The organism is Streptomyces sp. NPDC048297 (assembly GCF_043201585.1).
Lineage (GTDB): Bacteria > Actinomycetota > Actinomycetes > Streptomycetales > Streptomycetaceae > Streptomyces.
This window is the reverse complement of sequence record NZ_JBICZA010000002.1, coordinates 401,347-421,056: the sequence shown is the minus strand read 5'-3', so window position 1 is coordinate 421,056 and position 19,710 is coordinate 401,347. Positions and strand designations below refer to the sequence as shown.

The window sequence follows — 19,710 nt, the reverse complement described above, 5'->3', positions numbered from 1 at the left end:
AACACCCCTGTGATGCGCGTGATCGGGCAGAACGCCTACGGCGGACCCGAAGTGCTGCGCGAGATCGATCTGCCCCGGCCGGTACCCGGGCCCGGGCAGATCCTGGTGGCCGTACGAGCGGCCGGACTCAACCCGAGCGACTGGAAACACCGGTCGGCGGGCCTGTTCCTGAACCGGCTGCCGCTCGTCCTCGGCTGGGACGTCTCGGGAGTCGTCGAGGAGGTGGGCCTGGGCGTGACGCTCTTCAAGCCCGGCGACGACGTCTTCGGGATGCTGCCGTATCCGCAGGGGGTCGGCTCGCACGCCGAATTCGTCACCGGCCCGGCCCGCTCCTTCGCCCGCAAGCCGTTACGGATCGGACACGTCGAGGCCGCCGCACTGCCGCTGGCCGCACTCACCGCGTACCAGGCGATCGTCGACACGGCCGGGGTCCAGGGCGGCCAGCGGGTCCTGATCCACGCGGCGGCCGGGGGCGTGGGGCACCTGGCCGTGCAGCTGGCCAAGGCGCGCGGTGCCCATGTCATCGGGACCGCGAGCGCCCCGAAGCACGGCTTCGTCCGGTTCGTCGGCGCCGACGAGGTGATCGACTACCGCACCACCGACTTCAGGGACTGCGCGAAGGACATCGACATGGTCCTGGACCCGGTCGCGGGGGACACCCGGACACGTTCGCTCGACGTTCTGCGCCCGGGTGGCATCCTCGTCTCGCTGCTGCCCGGAAACGACCCCGACGAGGCGTCCAAGGCACGCGCGGCGGGCGTGCGCGTGGAGACCATGCTCGTCGAGTCCGACCACTTCGGTATGCGGGCCATCGCCGACCTGGTCGAGGCCGGCCGGCTGCGCCCCCACGTCGAGGCGGTGTTCCCGCTCTCCGAGGCGCCCAGGGCACACGCCCTGGGGGAGACCGGGCGGACTTCGGGCAAGATCGTACTGGCGGTGGATCCGGACCGTCGGGCCTCGTGAGGCGGTCGGCCGCTCGTGGCTCAAAGCGCGCGTAGGGCACGTAGGTGCACAACCGAGGGTCGAGAGTGCCGGTTTGCGGCACCCGTGACTCGTGCCGCCCACGGGTAACCGCCTACCCTGCGGGCATGGCCGACTCCCGACAGCGCCGGCTGTCTTCTGGTTCCGAGTACGACACCCTCCTCGACAGCCTTCGTGGCCACTCCCCCTGGGCCGTGACCCGGCCGGTACCCGCACCGCCGAGCAGGGCCGACACGACCGACACGGCTCCCGACGAGCCGGGTCCCTGGGAGTCGGTCGGGGAAAGCGTCGCCAGGCGGTGCGCACACTCGCCCACGGCGCCGGCGGTGTACGACAGCACTACCGAGGTCAGTTACGGCGAGCTGGGGGCGAGGGTCGACGCCCTCGCCACGGCGCTGGTGGACGCGGGCGTCGGCAAGGGCGACATCGTCGCCCTCGTCTTCGACCGGGGCGTGGAGTTCGTCGTGGCCGCCCTCGCCACGTGGCGCGCCGGCGCCGCCTATCTGCCCCTGTCACCCACGCACCCCGAAACATGGCTCACGGACGCCACACGCCGGGCAGGAGCCGTTCTCGGCCTTGGCAAGCCCGTCCCCGGTCTCCCTCACCTGCACGAACCCTTGGCCGCCATCGACTTGAGCGAAGCACCCGCGCCCGCCGGCCCGCGCGAGGTGGCCGGGGCCGTTGGTTCCAGTGGGGATCCGAACGGTCCCGGGGATCTCGCGTACGTCATCGCCACGTCCGGGTCGACGGGCGTGCCGAAGCTGGTCATGATCGAGCACGGCGGGCTGGCGAATCTCGTGCGGGCGCAGCGCGCCTCCCTCGGCACGATCTCGGCGCGCTCGCGGGTGCTCCAGTTCGGCCACCCGGCCTTCGACGCCGCCACGTTCGACATTCTGCTGGCCCTGGCGAACGGCGCCCGCCTCGTCGTACCGGGCGAGAAGGAACTGTCCGGTGACACGCTCGCGGACCTCCTCGTCACCCGGGGCGTCACGCACGCGGTGGTGTCGGCGGCGGTGCTGCGCACGCTGCGACCGGGTGGGTTCCCCGACCTCCAGGTGCTGGTGAGCATGGGGGACGTCTGCCTGCCCGAGACCGCGCGGCAGTGGGCCCCGCATCACCGGTTCATCAACGGATACGGGCCCACCGAGACGACGATCTGCGCGACCGTGTACACGGCGACCGGCGCAGAGAGCACGCGCGTCCCCATCGGACGGCCGGTCCCCGGATACTCCGTCGTCCTGCTGGACGAGCACCTGGAGCCGGTGCCGGCCGGCGCGGTGGGGGAGATCTGCATCGGCGGCGCGGGCGTCGGCCGCGGCTATCTGGGCGACCCGGAACTGACGGCCCGGCGGTTCGTCGAACTCCCGGGCGTCGGCCGCGTCTACCGCAGTGGTGATCTCGGCCGGCTCCTCCCTGACGGCACGATCGAGTTCCTCGGCCGCGCGGACGACCAGGTGAAGGTGCGCGGGGTGCGCATCGAACTCGGCCAGGTGGAGGCCGCGCTCGCGGCACAGCCCGGGGTGCGCGACGCCCTCGCGGTGGTCGATCGCCCCGGCGATCACGGCGCCGGTCACGGCGCCGGTCACACCGGCGAGGCGCGGCTGCTCGGCTATGTGATCGGCGACGTGGACCCGGCGGCACTGCGGGCGGCCCTCGCCCGCGAACTGCCCGGGTACCTGGTGCCCGACCAGGTGGTCGTGGTCGGCCACTGGCCGCTCACGGTCAGCGGGAAGGTGGACCGGGCCGCGCTGCCCCGGCCGGGGAACGCCGCCCGCAGCGTGCAGGGGCCACGCGACGACACCGAGGCCTGTGTGGTCGAGGTCGCCTCCGAGTTGCTCGGCATCCCGGAGGAACGGATCGACGTGGACGACGACTTGTTCGAGCTGGGCGGCAACTCGCTGCTGGCCGCGCAACTCGTCGCCCGGCTGCGGACCAGGCTGGGGGCCGAGGTCGCCGTACGGAGCGTCCTGGAGGGCCGCTCACCGGCGGCGATCGCCGCGCGGATCGGCAGCACGGCAGGCGACACGGGCCCCCGGCCCGGCGGCGACGGCCCGCCGCAGCCGTCGTACGGGCAGCGGCGCGTGTGGCTGATGCACGGCCTGAACCCGGACTCGCGCGCCTACCACTCGCAGTCCGTGTTCCGGCTGGCCGGTGAACTGTCCATCGAGTCCCTTGAGGCGAGCCTCACCGAGATCGTGCGGACCCAGGACGTGCTGCGCAGCCGGTTCCCCGTGATCGACGGCGAGCTGACCTGCGTGATCGACGAACCATGGCCGGTCAGGCTGGACATACGGGACCTGACGGGCAGCGCCGACCCGTCGGCGGCCGTCGGCACGGCCGTACGCGAACTGCTGGAGGCACCCTTCGACCTGGAGCACGCCCCGCCGTTCCGCTGGGGGCTGCTGCGTCTCGGGGACGAGGAGCACGTCTTCGTCCACATCGAGCACCATGTGGTCCACGACGGCTGGTCGTTCCGCGTGTTCGTACGTGATCTCCTCGACGGCTACTCCGAGCACCTCGAACACGGCACGATCAGCCGTGCCGCGCCGGCCGTGAGCTACTACGACTACACACGCTGGCAACAGGAGTGGCTCTCCTCCCCGGAGGCGGACGCGCAACGGGCTTTCTGGCGCGCGGAGTTGGACGGAGCCGAGACCGTGCTCCGGCTGCCCCGCCGCACCCAGGCGCCCGCCACCCGGTTCCTGGGGCGCACACCGCGACTGGACATCGACGCGATGACGTCCCAGCGCCTCGCGGACCTGGCCGAACAGTGCGGGACCACCCTCTACAACACCTTGCTGGCCGCGTTCTTCGTCCTGCTGCACACCTACACGGGCTCCCGCGACCTCCTCGTGGGGTCGGCGGTCGCGGACCGGCGCTGGCAGCAGACCGAGAACCTGCTCGGCATGTTCGTCAACAACGTGGTGTTCCGCGGCCGGTTCGACGGCGACCCCACCTTCGTCGAGTTCCTGGACCGGATCCGTGAGCGCTCCCACGCCGTGTACGACCACCAGGAACTCCCGTACGACCTGATCTTCGCCGAGTCCCAGGCCGCCCGCGGAGACGGGGCGCGCCCCCTGGTGCAGGCTATGTTCAACTTCCACGACTCCCCGCTGGGCGCCCTGCGCCCGACGCCGCTGGAGACGAGCATCGTCGAGGGGCTCGGCAACGGGTCGGCGAAGTTCGACATCTCCGTGGTCGGGGTGCCGCGTTACGCCCAACCCGGTCGCATCTCCCAGCTCGGCGGCGACCTGGTGACCATCCCGCGCTCCACCGAGCCCGTGCTGCCCAGCGCGCGCACCGCGCTGGAAGGCATCACGCTCGCCTGGGAGTTCGACACCGACATGTTCGACGAGTTCTTCTGCGCGCACATGCTCACCGCGTACGAGACACTCCTGCGCTCCCTCCTGGACGCGCCGGACACCCCGGTCTCCCAGCTCGACCTGCTCGACGGGGCCACCCGGTCGGACCTGCTCACGTGGGGGCGCGGCCGTACCACCGAGCCCCCCTCCTCATGGCTGCCGGATCTCGTGGCCCGCTGGGTCCGTGAGACGCCCGAGGCGCTGGCCCTCGACGGTCCGACGCAGCTGAACTACGCGCAGCTGGACGCCGCTTCGGCGAGGATCGCCCGGCATCTGCGCGGCCTCGGAGTGGGCCGTGGCGACGTGGTCGGGGTGCGGGTCCCGCACGCCCCGGAGATGGTCGTCGCGCACCTCGGCGTGATCAGGTCGGGCGCGGCCTGTCTGCCGCTGGACCCGGCGGATCCGCCGGCCCGCGCGGCGGCGCTGATGGCCGACTGCGGCGCGACGACGATGCTGACGGCGGCGGCCCTGGCCTGCGACGCACCCGAGCACGCCCGCACCGTGGTGGTGGAGGACATCGAGGACGCGCCCGCCGACGCCGCCGGGGAAGAACTGCCGCGCGGCGAGGCCTCCGACGCGGGCTACATCCTGTACACCTCCGGAAGCAGCGGGGTGCCCAAGGGCGTGATCATCGAGCATCGCTCTGTGGCGTCACGGGCGTTCGACGACGAGGTGACCGGCGTCACCGCCCAGGACGACACCGTCCTCGCCGTGGCATCCCCCTCCTTCGACCTGTCCGTGCAGGAGATGTGGAGCCCCCTCGTGCACGGTGCGACCGCGCGCGTCCTGCCTCGTCCCTGGCATCTCGCCGACGTGGCGGACGAGTTGAAGAGGGAGGAGGTCACCCGGGCCTTCCTGTCCGCAGCCGTCTTCAACGAACTGGCCATGGCGTACCCGGACGCGTTCGACGGCATGCGGCGCGTCGCCAGCGGCGGCGACATCATCGCGCCCGAGGCCGTCGCGGCGATGCGGGAGCGGGGCGTGCGTCATGTGACGAACGGGTACGGACCGACCGAGACCACCATCTACGCCACCGTGATGTCGCTGGAGGACTGGCCGGCGGACGCCGGACCGGGTCTCCCCATCGGCCGGCCGACGGCGAACACCTCGGTGTACGTACTCGACGAGCAGCTGCGGCTGCTCCCGCCGGGCGCGGTCGGAGAGATCTGCATAGGCGGCGTGGGGGTGGCACGCGGTTACACACGACCGGGCAACCGGTTCGTACCGAACCCCTTCGACGACGGAACCCTCTACCGCACGGGCGACAGGGGACGCTGGCTCGACGGCGGGGTGCTGGACTTCGCCGGACGGGGCGACACGCAGGTCAAGATCCGCGGATTCCGGGTCGAGCCCGCCGAAGTGCGGGCCGCGCTCCTGTCGCTCCCCCAGGTCCGTGACGCCGTCGTCCTCGTCGACCGTGACGAGCACAAGCTGGTGGGCCATGTCCTCAGCACGCGTACCGGCGCGGACATCCGGCGCGCGCTCGCCGAGGTGCTGCCCCGCCATCTCGTGCCGAGCGTCGTGGTGCCGTACGACAGCTTCCCGCTCAACGCCAACGGCAAGGTGGACGTGCCGGCGCTGAGCAAGGCGCCGCTCCCGCGCACCGAGTACGAGGCGCCCCGCACCCCGTGGGAGGAGGTGATCGCGCAGGCGGTCACCGACGTGTGCGGCGTGCGGCCCGGCATCCACGAGAACCTGTACGACCTCGGCATGCACTCGCTGCAGGCGATGCGCCTGGTCTCCCGTATCTCGGCCACGACCGGCCGGCCGATCGGCCTCGCGACGGTGCTGCTCGGCCCGACCGTCGCCGAACTCGCCGCCGCCGTCGAGGCGACGCCGCCCGAGGAGGACACCATCACCAGGGTCCGCAGGTGACCATCCGCGCAGACGAGCGGGCTCCCTCGCGACGGTGTCGCGAGGGAGCCCGCTCGGGTGTGATCAGGGGGTGTGATCAGGGGACGTGATCAGCCCCTGTGAACAGCCTCGTCAGCTCATCTTGTCGTGGACGGCGCGAGCGCGGGAGGCCTGCGCGGGGACGACGGCGTCCGGCGCCGGTTCGTGGTCGTCGTCGTCCACCGGGACGCGCACCAGCCCGAGGGCCGGCTCGCTCACCAGACGGAGACCCAGCAGGGCCGCGTCACTCTGCGGCGTGGCCCGCAGGGCGTCGAAGGCGGGCCGCTGGCCGGCGCGGGTGTGCAACTCCTCCTCCACACGGTCGGCTTCCGCCGTGAGGGTCGCGGCGGTCACCCGCGTGGTCGCGTCCCTCACCTCACGCAGGTCCGACATCCCCGCGATGATCTCCCCGAAGTCGGCCGAACCGAACGAGGCCGGGCCGTCGCCGCCGGGTGCGGAACCCGCGTCGGGGCGGGCCAGCCGGTGAGCGGTCCAGAAGAAGTCGTTCATGCCGTGGTAGCTCTCGTACATGCTGCTCACGAGCGCCAGCATGCGGGTGTAGGCGCGCCTGTAGGAGGCCTCGAAGAAGCTCAGGCCCTCCGCCTCGGACACCTCGCCGCGGTGCGCGGACAGGAGCGAGGCAGCCCCCACCAGGGCCCCGTGGAGCGCGAGATGCACCCCCGTGGACAGCAGCGGGTCCAGGAAGCACGCCGAGTCGCCGATGAGCATGTAGCCCGGTCCGCAGAAGCGGTCGGCCACGTAGGAGTAGTCGGTCTCGGCGCGCACCTCGTCCATCTGCTCGGCTCCGGAGAGCAGGTCGCGTACGGTGTCCGACTCCTGGATGACGGAGTGGTACAGCTCGTCGAGCGAGCCGGCGGCACGACGGCGCTCGGCGAAGAGGTCCTTGTGCGTCACCAGGCCGACGCTCATGCGGCCGCCGTGCAGCGGAATGACCCAGTACCAGCCCTGCGGCGACGAGACGACGTTCACGCCGCCCTCGGGGCTGCCGGGCAGCAGCCGCGCCCCCTTCCAGTAGCCCCACAGCGCCACGTTCCGGAAGAGGCTGTGCTGCTGCCTGTTGCGCAGGTGGCGGACGCTGAGCAGACCGGCACGCCCGGAGGCGTCGATGAGGAAGTCGAAGTCGTTCAGGACATAGGGGTCACCGTTCTCGGGCACGCAGGTGACCGCCGTCGGCCGTCCGGTCTCGTCGAACTCGACGGACTTCGCGGCCACCTGCTCGCGGACCTCGACGCCCTTCGCGGCGGCGTTGGCCAGCAGCAGCGCGTCGAACTCGGCGCGGTCCACCTGCCACGTCCGGACGCTGTCACCGAACAGCTTGCTCCAGTCGATGGTCCAGTTGTCGGACCCCCAGTGGAACACCCCGCCGCGCTTGACCTGGTACCCGCCCGCGTCCAGCAGCTCCGCCGCCCCGATCAGCTCCAGCACCTGCCGGGTGGCCGGTGTCAGGGACTCGCCGATGTGGTAGCGGGGGAAACGCGCCGATTCCAGCAGTCGTACGTTCATCCCGTGCTGCGCCAGCAGGGTCGCGGTCACGGAACCCGCCGGACCTCCACCGACCACGAGGACGTTGTACGGGCGTGTCATGAGGCTTCTCCCAGAAGACGCTGGTGACGGACGGACGACAGCGGAGGGTCCAGCAGCGTGACGGCGTTGGTGCGCATCACGCCTTCCAGCGCGGCCACGTCCAGATGCTCGGAGGCGAAGAGGCCGTCGGTGTTGGCGGCCACCGCGGGTTCGGGAGCGAAGGGGTAGTCGCTGCCGTACAGCAGGTGCCCCGGGTCGGTGACGGACAGCAGGGCGGCGAGGGCGGGTTCGTTGCCGCTGAGCGCGACGTCGTAGTAGAGCGACCCGATCTGGTCCAGGATCCCCTGAGGTGACAGGCCCGGCGCCCGGCCGGGCATCGGCATGTCCCCGGCGAAGCTGGCCAGCCGCCATGCCAGGGCCGGTATGGCCGCGCCGGCGTGCGGCACGACCACGCGAAGTCCCGGGTAGCGCTGCAGGGTTCCGCTGTACAGGAGGTTGGTCACCGCCCGGGTCGTGTCGAGGGGGAACTCCAGCACCGGGGAGGGGCGGCCGAGCGTGGTCGCCTCCCAGCACACCGGCGAGGTGGGATGGAGGAGGACCACGGCCTCCCAGTCGGCCAGGGCCGCGAAGACCGGCTCGAACATCGGGTCACCCAGATAGACACCGGCGTAGTGGGTGAACAGGGTCACCGCGCTCACACCGAGTTCACCGAAGCAGTACTCGATGGCCTTCAGCGCCCCCTCGACGTTCGGCAGCGGGAGCACGGCGGTGGAGCCGAACCGCTCGGGCCGCTCGGCGACGATGGCGGCGATCTCCTCGTTGGCGCAGGCCGCCAGTGCGTCCGCCTGGGCTCCGTCCGCCAGCGTGTGCACGGGCGGAGAGGCGAGCGAGAGCAGCTGGAAGTCGATCCCCGCACGGTCCATGAAGGCCACCGCTTCGTCCGCGTCCCAGCGCGGAATGGGGAAACCGCCGTCGAACACGCTCAGGCCCGTGGCCCGCGCGGCATCGAGATAGCTCTTCGGCAGGCAGTGCGCGTGGACGTCGATCAGCCCGCCGGTGCGGGCGTCACCGGTGGAAGGACCGCGATTGCTGTGCCGCAGCATGGTGACCAGAGCCTCACATTCCCCGGAACACGATGGCGGAGTTGTTTCCGCCCATGCCCACGCTGGTCGAGATCGCGGCGGAGACAGGCGCGTTGATCCCCTCGCCGATGACATGGGTCAGCTCGCACTCCGGGTCCGGCACGCGCAGGCCGACGCTCGGGGGCACCTGGTCCCGGCAGCTGGCCAGCAGCGCGACCATCGCCTCGAACGCGCCCGAGGCACCCAGCATGTGCCCGGTGGCGCCCTTCACGCCGCTCACCGGCATGTTGTCGACGTGCGGCCCGAAGACCTTGCGCAGGGCCGTCGCCTCGGCGGGGTCGTTGGTCTTGGTGGCCGTTCCGTGCACGTTGACGTAGCCGATCTCGTCGGCGCGGACGCCCGAGTCCTCCAGGGCCTCCACGAGGCACGCGGTCATTCCGGGGGCGTCGCCGGGCGGGATGTCGCTCATGTCGAACGCGTCGCCGCGCTGTCCATAGCCGAGGATCTCCCCGTAGATCCGGGCCTTGCGGCGCAGCGCGTGCTCGCGCTCCTCCAGCACCATGACGGCGGCGCCCTCGCCCAGCACGGTGCCGTCGCGGTCGCGGTCGAACGGGCGGCAGGCACCGGCGCGCGAGCCGGTGTGGTTCTGCGCGAAGCCGGACACGATGATCTCGGTCACGGGGGACTCGGCGCCGCCGGCGACCATGACCTCCGCCCGGCCGAAGCGGATCTTCTCGTACGCGGCGATCAGCGACTCGGCGCCGGACGCCGACGCTCCCGAGACGGTGACCAGCGGACCGCACAGCCCGTGGCGCACCGAGAGGAGCGAGGTGCCCGCGTTGGGCAGGGTCTGGTTGAACAGCCGCGGTGACACGGCCCTGGTCCCCGCCTCCTCAAGGCGCTTGAACTGCCCCTGGAGCACCTCGGTGCTGGAGAAGGCCATGCCGATCGCCGCGCCGAACCGCTCGAACCGCGCGGGCGACTTCTTGCGCGACACGATCTCGTTGCGCGGCACGTCCAGCCCGGCGTCGTTCAGGGCGGCGTCGGCGGCTGCCAGAACGTAGTGCTGGTACCGGTCGAGCACACGCTGGTCGCGGGGGGATATGCCGTAGGCCGCCGGGTCGAACGCGGAGATCTCCCCGGAGGTCTTCACCGGGCAGCGGTCCGTGTTGAAGCGGGTGGTCGGTGCCACCCCGCTCCTGCCGGTTATGAGGGCGGCGAAGTTCTCGTCCACGGTGAGGGCCAGCGGGGTGATCGCGCCCAGTCCGGTGATGACGACACGTCTCATTTCTGCACTCCTTCGCATTTGTTTCTGGCGCGCCTGTTTCCTGCGCTTCTGTTTCCTGCGCGGTTATTTCCGGGCGATGACCGCGCCATTGGCGCCCGCGGCCTCGAAATGGATGACTCGCCCGTCGGTGAATCCGGCCTCCGCGAGCCAGGAGAGGTACTCGTCCTCCGCGTAGTTCTTGCCGCCCGCCGTTTCGACGACCATGTTCAGTCCCATGAGAGCGGCGGACGCCGGGCCGGTGCGCTCGGGGTTCAGCAGGAGTTCGCAGATAACGATCTGGCCGCCCGGCTCCAGCGCCTCATAGCACTTGGACAGCAACTGCCGGCCGGTGTGCTCGTCCCAGTCGTGCAGAATCGAGCTGAGCAGGATGACATCGTGTCCGCGGGGGAGTTCCGGATCGGCGACGAAATCACCGGCCACAAAGGAAATGGCTTCCGATCGCCCTGCCTTGGAGATCTTCTCCTCCGCGATGGGGCGCACATGCGGGAGGTCGAACACCGTCGCCGTGAGGTGGGGGTAGTACTTGGAGAGCCCGATGGGGAACGCCGCCGAACCGCCTCCCACATCCAGCAGTCGCCGGTGCTGGTGGAAGTCCACGACATCAGCGAGTTTCGCGGCCGTGTAGGCGGACAGGGAGAACATGGCTTCCCAGAACAATTCCAGCATCACCGGGTCCTCGGCGGCGAACACCGAGTCCTGCGTACGCGGATCCCAGGTCAGGGGCGCGTTGGTCCGCATCGCATCGATCACCCGGTGCCAGGCCGGGTACTCCCGCTGGTCGCAGTAGCGGACGAAACCGCCGAAGTACCGGGGACGCCCGACGACGAGGAACTCTTCGGAGATCGGGGTGTTGCCGTAGGCGTCCCCCTCCTTGTCGAGGAGTCCGAGGGAGGCACAGCCGGCGAGGAACATGTCGGCGGGGCGCTCGTGAATACCGAGTTCCGCGGCGATCTCCTTGAGCGACATGCGGCGCCCGTCGGCCAGAAGGCTGAAGAGATTCAGTTCGACCGCAGCCGCGAACGTCTTGAATCCCCAGAAAGCACCGGCCAGTTCCATCAGTGGGGCAGGCGAGAGAGCGCTGTCCGTGGTCTGCGCATGGGTCATTTATGTCTCCTGAAGCACCGGGGGATGCCTGGTCACAGCCGGTCCGCTCTGACTCCAGACACAGCGACTATCGAGAGATTCGGCGAGGGGCAGAAGTGCGCGGACACGCCGATGCCCCATGTGGCTCAGGGTGTGCATCTTGGTGCTTGAAGTGACTGCGGAAGCTTGCCGAGCCGCGCGACGGGGTACTGGTCGTACGCGTCCGCGTGCGCGGCCGCCAGGTGCTGCGCGCGAGGCGCACTGTGCACCAAGGGGCATGGCGACTTCCCCGGCGGGCAGAAGTGGACACCGGCCCGGCACCGGGAGCACACAATAGTGAAGGCTTCGGGAACTCCCGTGCAAGGCGCGGGTTTCGGCCACGCCAAGTCGAAAAGACGCCCCTTGATGAACATCCACGCGCCCGCGTCCCGCACCCCCGGGATGCCTCACGACGTGCTGGCCGGCCTGGTCGCCGGCGTCGGAAACGATCCGAAGGCCGTCGTCCGCCAGGTCGAGGACCGAGTCAGGCGGGCGGCCGAGAAGGCCGGCGGCTGCGGCATGGGCTCCTGGAACACCTGAGAAGCGGCAAGGGCTCGGGCGCGCCATGCACTTCATGAACGTCGGGCACACGTGTGTCAACGCGGCCCGGCTGGTGCACGCCGTCACCGGTGAACCCCCCGGTGCGGACACCCTTCATGAGGCCTACCGGGCGGCGATCTCGGCCCCTTGGATGCGCCCCTTCCCGGCCGAGCGGGAGGGGGTGTCCATCGTCCACGACGTGGAGCCGTGGGCGAGCCACTGCCGGGGCCGCGGCATCTTCGAGGAGATCTTCGCCGGGGCCGGGGCCGGGCCCGTCGGCGCGGCGACCCGTGCGCACCGTGACTCCCGCATGGCCGCAGCCCTTGACCTCGTCCAGGACATCAGCCCCGACCTCCGCCTCATGGTGGAACTGCTCGTCACCGACGTGCTGTTGGTCGACACCGACGAGGCGGGCGGTGGCTCGCACTCCTCGATTCCCGGGCTCGTCGTACTGAGCCCCGGTGCGGACTGGGACACGGGCGACTACGCCATGAGCCTCGTCCACGAGTTCATGCACCTCAACCTCTTCCTGGCCGACAGCGTCTACGGCGTCTTCACCCTCTCCTCCGACGAGCTGGAGGACGAGAGGTACCTCGCCCTGTCCGCGGTCAAGGGACGTCGCCGGCCGCTCGACAGGGCCTTCCACGCGGCTGTCGTCACCGTGCCCGTGATCCTCATGCGGCACCGCCTCGGCATGAGCCCGTTCGACGCGTCAGGGCCCGAGGAGTTCCAGCGGGCATGCGCGGATCTCCAGCGGCACGAGGGCGTGTTCAGCGACTACGGCAGGCTCCTGCTCGGGGAACTGACCGCGTTCAGCCGGAACCTCGACGTCGCCCACGCCGGCCGCTGCGTCTCCGATCCCCGGTACGCCGCTTACCCACCGGTGCCCTTCACCCACGGCGCGATCCCGCAAGAACGCCTCCTGTGATCCTTGTCGCTGCCGTGACGCGTGTGCGCGCGGTGCCCCATGGGCAGTCAGTGCAGGATGCGGAAGGATGGTGTCCGACCTGTGGGGGAAGCCGTGAGAGTGTGTGTCATCGGTGCGGGCTTGTCGGGGCTGGCGGCGGCACGCGCCCTCACGTCGCGGGGCGTCGGGTTCGTCTGCCTGGAGAAGTCCGCCGGCGTCGGCGGGATCTGGCGCCGGCCGCAGGCGGGTGAGCGCGGTCCCGGGTACCTCTCGCTGCACCTGAACTCGACCAAGCACCTCACCGGTTACGCCGACCGCCCGATGCCGGACTCCTATCCCGTCTACCCCGGCCACCGTGACATCGCCGCCTATCTGCGGGACTACGCCGACTGGGCCGACGTCATGGACCACATCGAGCTGGAGACGACGGTGGAGTCCGTGCGGCGGGCTGCCGACGGCTCCTGGACGGTGGAGAGCCGGGACGCCGGCGGCACACGCACCACCCGTTCCTTCACCCACGTCGTCGTCGCCTCGGGCCACAACACGGAACCCTTCATGCCGGTGCCGCCGCCGGGGGCCGACCATTTTGAGGGAACGATTCTTCACGCGTACGACTACCGCGACGGCAGCGACTTCGCCGGCCGGCGCGTGGTGGTCGTGGGCCTCGGTGCCTCGGCGGTGGACATCGCCGCAGACCTGTCCCGGCACGCCGACCGGACCGTGCTGTCGGTGCGCCGGGGGCTGCACATCCTGCCCAAGCAGCTCTTCGGCATCCCCCTGGACGAGGTCGCCGAGGCCTCCTGGTGGACCGCGATGAACCTTGAGGAGCAGCGCGAGTTCATCGAGAAGGCGCTGCACACCGCGCGGGGCAGGCTCTCGGACTACGGACTGCCCGACCCCGACCACCCGGTCTTCGCCTCCGCCGTGACCATCTCGGACGAGATCCTCAGCCGGATCCGCCACGGCGGGGTCGTGCCCAGGCCCGGCATCGCCTCCCTCGACGGCGACCGGGTCGTCTTCACCGACGGCACCGTCGAACAGGCCGACGTGATCGTGTACTGCACGGGTTACCGCATGGCCTTCCCGTTCCTGCCCGACGGCTGCCCCGTCGGCCCGCAGGGCGCCGTCGAGCTGTACCAGCGCGTCTTCGCGCCGGACCACCCCGGGCTGTCCTTCATCGGGCTCGTCCGCCCGCACGGTTCGATCACCCGGATCGTGGAGGCCCAGTCCCGCTGGGTGGCCCGGGTCGGCGCGGGCGAGACGGTGCTGCCCGCACCGGAGGTCATGCACAAGGAGATCGCCGGCCATCTGAGCGGCATCGCGGGCCAGTACGGGGACCGGGAGGGCGCCTCGATCCAGGTCGACGTGGGGCCGTACCTGGAGGAGCTGCGCGCGATGTGACGCGGGCGGGGTGCGGCGGGCGATGCGGCCGGTGCGTGTCGGGCGGCGCACGTCGGGCGGTGCGGGACGGCCGGGGCGCGTCGGGCGGTGGGCGGCAGGCGCGGTGCGGGGTTGGGTGCGCGGTCGGCGCCGCGTGGCCGGATCCCGTTCGCCGTCTCGTCGTCCCGCGCGACGCCGGTGGTACCGACGCGACGCCGGTGTACCGAGGGGAGCGGTCCGGCGGCTTTGGCGTACGGCTCCCCTCCGGGCGGTGCTTGCGGTCCGCGGCTAGCCCGCGGCGACACGCTCCGCGAGCGGGCGGGGCACGGGCGGGCGGAGCGCGGGCGGACGGATCCGGTACGCCTCCGAGGAGACGTACACGCTCACCCGCGGCGGCCGGCCGGCCTGGTGGGCGACGGACAGGTAGGCGATGAGCCCCACGCCGTCCTCGAGCCGCCGCGCCGTGACGGCGGACAGTGCCTGACGCAGCGGCGCCGCGTCGATGCCGTGGCCCTCCAGCAGGGCCGTGGCGCGGGTCAGGGCCTCGCCGTCGTGCCGGGCGTAGTCGCGCACCGGCACGTAGAGGGTGAAGCCGCTGGGGAGGCCGGTCGCGGTCTCGGTGAACGCGTGGCAGGACTGGACGGGCCGCCGGGTGAGGCGCTCGTCCTCGTCCCCGTCCACGCCCGGACCCGGGGCGATTCCGGCCGCGACCCGGAAGAAGTCCTCGATCTGTGCGGGCGGGGGACCGGCCGCCATCCGGCTCAGCGCGCCGGCCTCGGTGGCCGACAGGTCGCGGTGGGCGAGGTAGACCTTGACGCGGGGTTCGTCCCAGTCGCCGAGGTCGAGGGCGAGGAACAGGGGGCGGTCGGCCGCGGGCAGGGCCGCGAACGCCTTGTGGTGCCCGAGCCGGTCGAACGCCTCGCGCACGGTGTCGACGGCGCGGTCAGGTCCGGAGGCCGCGGGGTTGAGGTACACCTTGACCTTGGGTACCCCGCCGGGTCTCAGCTCCAGCGCGCACCACAGGGCCAGCGGACCCTCGGGGGAGTCCGGGAAGAAGAGGTCCTCCAGCTTGTCGAGCTGGGCGGTGGAGAAGTTCCAGCGCCGTGCCGCCTCGCGTACGAACCGCAGTCCCGCACGGCCGTTGTGGGCCAGGGTACCTGCGCCGTACCCCGGTTCCAGCAGGACGCGCAGGCTGGGGGCCTCGTCCGGGACGAACGACAGCGAGAACTCCACCGGCGAGTGGTCGTCGGAGAGGAAGGAGAGGCTGGGCGGCGGGAGGTCCAGGGGACGTTCGGCCACGTTGCCCAGCGCCTCCAGCAGGATCGCCGCGTAGGACGCGGTGTCCGCGTCGCTCAGCCCCGCGGTCTCGCACAGCCGCACCAACTGGCGGACGGAGTGACCGCCGAGGGTGCCGGCGTCCGGGAGGGCCGTCGTGCCGGCGTGACGGGCGGTCATCCGGCCACCCGCCCGTGGCCGGCGGGAACAAGAAGATCGGGGACAAGAAGATCGGGGACAAGAAGATACCCGCCGGTCAGGGCGGGTATCCCGGGATGCACGACGGCGGGGCGCCGTAGAGAAAGGGCATCGATGGATATGGTCTCCACGAAACCTCCTTCGACTCGTGAGCAACACAATGTGACGCATTGCTCACTACCCTCACTGTTGAACCGTCATGCAGTAGTGAGGAATTGAGGGGTGTTGTGTGAATCACCCCTTCAGCCAGTTGAGGAACCCGCTCCACATGCCCCCGCGTTCACCCTTGCCCGCCGCTGACGGTGCCGCCGCCTGCTGCTGCGCGGCCGGCCGGTCGGTCGGTCGTGCAGCGGGCCGGCGCGTGGGCTGGGCCGGAGTGAACCGGGCGGGCAGGGTGGTCAGGCCGCGGTTGAACGGGCCGGGGCGCCAGCTCAGGCTGTCGGTGGGGACGGCGAGTTCGACGTCGGGGAGCTTGTTGAGCAGGTTCTCCACGCTGGTGACGGTGACCTGCCGTGCGGGGTCCTTGGACGGGCAGGCGTGCGGGCCCGCGCTCCACGCCAGGTGGGCGCGGTTGCTGCCGGCCTTGCGGGCGGCCGTCAGCGCCGGGCCGGTGTTGGCGGCGGCGAAGCTGACCAGCATCAGGTCGCCGGCCCTCAGCTGCTGCCCCGCGAACTCCATGTCGGCCACGGGGTAGTGGGCCGCCAGGTTCGACATGGGCGCGTTCTCCCACAGCGTGTCGTCGAGCGCCTCGTCGATCAGACCGCCCTGGTTGGCGTACGCGTCGTGGGTGAGCAGCCGGTGCAGGGTGTTGCCGATGAGGTTGCGCAGCGGCTCGTTGCCCGCGACCAGCAGCAGGGCCAGCTGGTGGACCATCTCCTCGTCGGTCAGCCGGGCCGAGTGCTGCATCAGCCAGGTGGTGACGTCCTCGCCGGGCTGGGCGCGCTTGAGGGCGACCAGTTCCCCGATGGCCGTGAACATCACGCCCATCGCCTTCTCGGCGTTGACGCCGTCGAACATGCCGGTGATGCCGAACACCACCCGGTCGCCGATGCCGGCGGGGCAGCCGAACAGCTCGTTGAAGACGAACAGCGGCAGCTGCTTGGCGTAGTCGGCGATCAGGTCGGCCGAACCGCGCTCGGCGAACTGCGCGATGAGGTAGTCGGAGATGCGCTCGGCGGACTGGCTGAGCCGGCGCGTGTCCACCTTGGCCAGGCTGTCGGTGATCGCCTGACGCAGCCTCAGGTGCTCGGCGCCGTCGCTGAACATGGCGTTGGGCCGGTACGTCAGCACGGGCGCGACCGGGCTGTCGGCGGGGATCTTGCCCTCGGCGAGATCCCGCCAGCGGCGCGCGTCCTTGCGGAACGACGCCGAGTCCTGCAGGAGTTGCAGCGCCGCCGCGTAGTCGGTGACGAGGGTGGCCTCCACGCCGGGAGCGAGTTCGACGGGCGCGGTGGGCCCGTAGTGACGCAGGAAGGCGTAGTACGCCTGCGGGTCGGCCGCGAACTCGGGACCGTACAGGGGAACTCGGGCCCCGGAGTTGTGGGCCGGGCACCCGGGCGGGGGCACGGGGGTGGTCTGAGCGTCCATGGTTGCTCCTAGTGGGCGCGGTCCTGCAGATGCCGGACGAGGGTGATGAGCGCTTCGGCCGACGATTTCTCGTCTCGCGCGTCGCAGGTGACGACGGGGGTGTCGTCCAGGAGGTCCAGTGCCTCGCGCAGGGCGTCCTCGTCGCGCAGCGGGGAGCCCGCGAAGTGGTTGACCGCGATGGCGTAGTCGAGCCCGTACTGCTCGATCAGGTCGATCACGGTGAAGGAGTCGGCGAGCCGCTCGGGGTCGACGAGCACCAGCGCGCCGAGCGCGCCGCGCGCCATGTCCTCCCACATCTGTACGAAGCGCTGCTGGCCGGGCGTGCCGAACAGGTACAGCACGACCCGGTCGCTGATGGTCAGACGCCCGAAGTCCATGGCGACCGTGGTGGTGGTCTTGCCCTGGACGCCCTTGAGGTCGTCGATGGCCTCGGCGGCCCGCGTCATCGTCTCCTCGGTGGTCAGCGGCTCGATCTCCGAGATCGCCCCGATGAACGTGGTCTTGCCGACCGCGAAGTGGCCCACCACAAGGATCTTCACGGCGGTCTGGGACGCGCCGTCGCGCACGTATGCCGTCTCATCCAAACTTGGCCCTGAGACCATTCAGCACCTCCTCCAGGATGTCCCTGTCGGCGAGATGGGCCCGCTGCACCGGCGGGCGGGTGATGAGGTATCCGCCCTCGGTGAGAGCGGCGAGGAGGATCTTCACCACGCCGAGCGGCAGTTGGGTGTGGCCCGCGATCTCGGCCACGGAGAGATAGCCGGCGGAGCACAGTTCCAGCAGGTTGTGTTCCTCCGGCGACAGGCGGGTGGGCCGTTGCTGGTGGTCGGCCACCGCCGTGACCAGGGTGATGAGCGACAACTGCTGCTCGTCCGGCAGCCCGCGCCCCTTCGTGATGACGTACGGTCGCACTAATTCCGGCGTCTGGGGCTCGAGTTCGCCGAACCCGGTCATGACCGCGCGCCCATGTTCTCGCGCGGCGGCGTCATCAGCGCCTTGCCGAGCTGGCCGACGAGCTGCTGCATCCGGAAGGTGATGTCCGCCATGTCGACGTCCGGCGAGGCGGAGACACCGAGGTAGGCGCCCTCGCCCGCGGAGATCAGGAAGACCCAGCCGCCGTCGAACTCGACCAGCGTCTGCCGCCATTGCTGGTCGGCACTCCCGCAGAAGAACGCGAGGGAACGGCTGAGGGACTGCACCCCGCTCATCGCGGCGGCCACCCGGTCGGCGTCGTCCCTCTCGAATTCCTTGGTACGGGCCATCAGCAGGCCGTCCGCGGAGATCAGGACCGCGTGCAGGGCCCCGGGGATCTCCAGGGCGCTGTCAAGCATCCATGACAGGTCGTCGCTCACGAGAAATCATGTCCTTCACTGCTCGCACCACGTGTGGTGTTCGTCTTCTCCGCCGTGTCCGACTGCGTGGCCCGGCCCGACTGCGTGCCCCGCTGGAAGGCGCCCATGATCGCCGCCGACTCCGCGCCGGTGCGGGCGGGAGCGGGGGCGGACGAGGTGCCGCCGGGCACGATGGCCATGGGCCGCTTACGGCGTCGCTTGGGCAGGCCGTCGGACGTGGTGGCGGTGCCGGCCACCGGCTCGGGGCCGCCGGGGAGCGGTGCGGAGGCTGCGGTGGTGGACACGATCGGCGCGGGCTCCTTCTGCTCCGGGGCAGTGGTCAGCAGATCGTGCGGCAGCAGCAGGACCGCGCGGACGCCGCCGTACGGGGAGGACGAGTCGACGGAGACCTCGAAGCCGAAGCGCTCCGCGAGCACACCGATGACGGCGAAACCGAACTGTGGCGGGTTGCCGAGCGCGGAGACGCCGGAGACGCGCTCGGAGGTGAGGAGTTTCTCCGCCCGCGCCCGCTCCTCGTCGTTCATGCCGACACCGGCGTCGTCGACGACGATGCAGATGCCCTTCGGCACGGTGCGGATGTTGATCTCCACGACCGTGTCGGGGCTGGAGTAGCTGGTGGCGTTGTCGAGCAGCTCGGCGAGGGCCAGCGCCAGCGGTTCGACGGCACGGCTGGTGACACCGAAATCGACCTGGGAGAGAATCTCCACCCGCCGGTAGTGCCGGACCCTGCCCTGCGCGCTGCGGACCACGTCGTAGACCGATGCGACGTCGCGCTGCCGGCCGAGCCAGCCGTCGCACAGCACGGCGATGGACTGGGCGCGGCGGCCGAACTGCGAGTTGGTGTGGTCGATCTCCAGCAGGTCCTGGAGGATCACCGACTCGCCGTACTTGGTCTGCAGTCTGGAGACGATGAGCTGCTGCTCCGCGGCGAGACCCTGCAGGGTCCGCATCGCCGACTTCAGTACGGTCTTCGTCGCGTCCTCGGCACGCTCCTGAGCGGCCTCGACGGACTGCGCGTACTGGTTCTCCAGCTCGGCATAGTGATCACGGAGGCCCGTCATCTCCCGCCGGAGCCCTCGCGCCGCCTTGCGCTGCCGAACGACCAGCGCGATGGCGGCGATGACGGCGACAAGGAGAACCCAGGACACCGGGTCAGGTATGTAATGCGTCATAAGACTCTCTTCAGGCGACCGACGGC

16 protein-coding genes are annotated in these 19,710 nt (G+C 70.9%); 5 read left to right on the top strand and 11 right to left on the bottom strand.

The features are described from left to right. The first annotated feature begins 12 nt into the window (after positions 1-12). Together ACGFYV_RS03880 and ACGFYV_RS03875 are read left to right on the top strand one after the other, a co-directional pair. Entirely contained in the window at positions 13-963 is a 951-nt protein-coding gene (locus ACGFYV_RS03880) for an NADP-dependent oxidoreductase (RefSeq protein ID WP_393876745.1), read from the top strand. A 125-nt stretch (positions 964-1,088) separates the two neighbouring features. Next, complete coding sequence (locus ACGFYV_RS03875; RefSeq protein WP_393876717.1) at positions 1,089-6,218, top strand: amino acid adenylation domain-containing protein; 5,130 nt, start codon at positions 1,089-1,091, stop codon at positions 6,216-6,218. Between the two features lie 111 nt (positions 6,219-6,329). Here the strand turns inward: ACGFYV_RS03875 and ACGFYV_RS03870 are convergent, their stop codons facing one another. The 4 genes from ACGFYV_RS03870 to ACGFYV_RS03855 all read right to left on the bottom strand — a co-directional run bounded on the left by ACGFYV_RS03870 (position 6,330) and on the right by ACGFYV_RS03855 (position 11,255). Beyond that, entirely contained in the window at positions 6,330-7,841 is a 1,512-nt protein-coding gene (locus ACGFYV_RS03870; protein ID WP_393876716.1) for an NAD(P)/FAD-dependent oxidoreductase, read from the bottom strand. Continuing rightward, on the bottom strand, positions 7,838-8,884 hold the full coding sequence (locus tag ACGFYV_RS03865; protein ID WP_393876715.1) for an amidohydrolase family protein: 1,047 nt from the start codon (positions 8,882-8,884) through the stop codon (positions 7,838-7,840). Before ACGFYV_RS03865 ends, ACGFYV_RS03870 begins: the two co-directional genes overlap by 4 nt. Positions 8,885-8,897: 13 nt before the next feature. Then, positions 8,898-10,151, bottom strand: a complete 1,254-nt coding sequence (locus tag ACGFYV_RS03860; protein ID WP_393876714.1) for a beta-ketoacyl-[acyl-carrier-protein] synthase family protein — start codon at positions 10,149-10,151, stop codon at positions 8,898-8,900. A 63-nt stretch (positions 10,152-10,214) separates the two neighbouring features. Beyond that, on the bottom strand, positions 10,215-11,255 hold the full coding sequence (locus ACGFYV_RS03855) for a methyltransferase (protein WP_393876713.1): 1,041 nt from the start codon (positions 11,253-11,255) through the stop codon (positions 10,215-10,217). A gap of 384 nt (positions 11,256-11,639) precedes the next feature. On the opposite strand from ACGFYV_RS03855, the gene ACGFYV_RS03850 reads away from it, so the two are divergent. From ACGFYV_RS03850 to ACGFYV_RS03840, 3 genes are all read left to right on the top strand, one after another. After that, a complete protein-coding gene (locus ACGFYV_RS03850; protein WP_393876712.1) occupies positions 11,640-11,813 on the top strand; it encodes a hypothetical protein in 174 nt (57 codons plus the stop codon). Between the two features lie 25 nt (positions 11,814-11,838). After that, positions 11,839-12,741, top strand: coding sequence for an aKG-HExxH-type peptide beta-hydroxylase (locus ACGFYV_RS03845; RefSeq protein WP_393876711.1), 903 nt, complete (start codon positions 11,839-11,841; stop codon positions 12,739-12,741). A 93-nt stretch (positions 12,742-12,834) separates the two neighbouring features. Beyond that, positions 12,835-14,121, top strand: a complete 1,287-nt coding sequence (locus tag ACGFYV_RS03840; protein ID WP_393876710.1) for a flavin-containing monooxygenase — start codon at positions 12,835-12,837, stop codon at positions 14,119-14,121. Positions 14,122-14,388: 267 nt separating this feature from the next. Here the strand turns inward: ACGFYV_RS03840 and ACGFYV_RS03835 are convergent, their stop codons facing one another. From ACGFYV_RS03835 to ACGFYV_RS03805, 7 genes are all read right to left on the bottom strand, one after another. Beyond that, positions 14,389-15,555 carry a tryptophan dimethylallyltransferase family protein gene (locus ACGFYV_RS03835; protein WP_393876709.1) on the bottom strand — a complete coding sequence of 389 codons (1,167 nt, stop codon included), beginning with the start codon at positions 15,553-15,555 and terminating at the stop codon, positions 14,389-14,391. Further along, entirely contained in the window at positions 15,552-15,704 is a 153-nt protein-coding gene (locus ACGFYV_RS03830; RefSeq protein WP_393876708.1) for a hypothetical protein, read from the bottom strand. Before ACGFYV_RS03830 ends, ACGFYV_RS03835 begins: the two co-directional genes overlap by 4 nt. Before the next feature lie 103 nt (positions 15,705-15,807). Continuing rightward, entirely contained in the window at positions 15,808-17,160 is a 1,353-nt protein-coding gene (locus tag ACGFYV_RS03825) for a cytochrome P450 (RefSeq protein ID WP_393876707.1), read from the bottom strand. A gap of 8 nt (positions 17,161-17,168) precedes the next feature. Further along, entirely contained in the window at positions 17,169-17,762 is a 594-nt protein-coding gene (locus ACGFYV_RS03820; RefSeq protein ID WP_393876706.1) for an ATP/GTP-binding protein, read from the bottom strand. Beyond that, complete coding sequence (locus ACGFYV_RS03815) at positions 17,737-18,114, bottom strand: DUF742 domain-containing protein (RefSeq protein ID WP_393876705.1); 378 nt, start codon at positions 18,112-18,114, stop codon at positions 17,737-17,739. The genes ACGFYV_RS03820 and ACGFYV_RS03815 overlap by 26 nt, the downstream gene beginning before the upstream one ends. After that, positions 18,111-18,512: a roadblock/LC7 domain-containing protein gene (locus ACGFYV_RS03810; protein WP_393876704.1), complete on the bottom strand. Its 402-nt coding sequence runs from the start codon at positions 18,510-18,512 to the stop codon at positions 18,111-18,113. The genes ACGFYV_RS03815 and ACGFYV_RS03810 overlap by 4 nt, the downstream gene beginning before the upstream one ends. Then, a complete protein-coding gene (locus ACGFYV_RS03805; protein ID WP_393876703.1) occupies positions 18,509-19,684 on the bottom strand; it encodes an ATP-binding protein in 1,176 nt (391 codons plus the stop codon). The genes ACGFYV_RS03810 and ACGFYV_RS03805 overlap by 4 nt, the downstream gene beginning before the upstream one ends. Between the last annotated feature and the right edge of the window lie 26 nt (positions 19,685-19,710).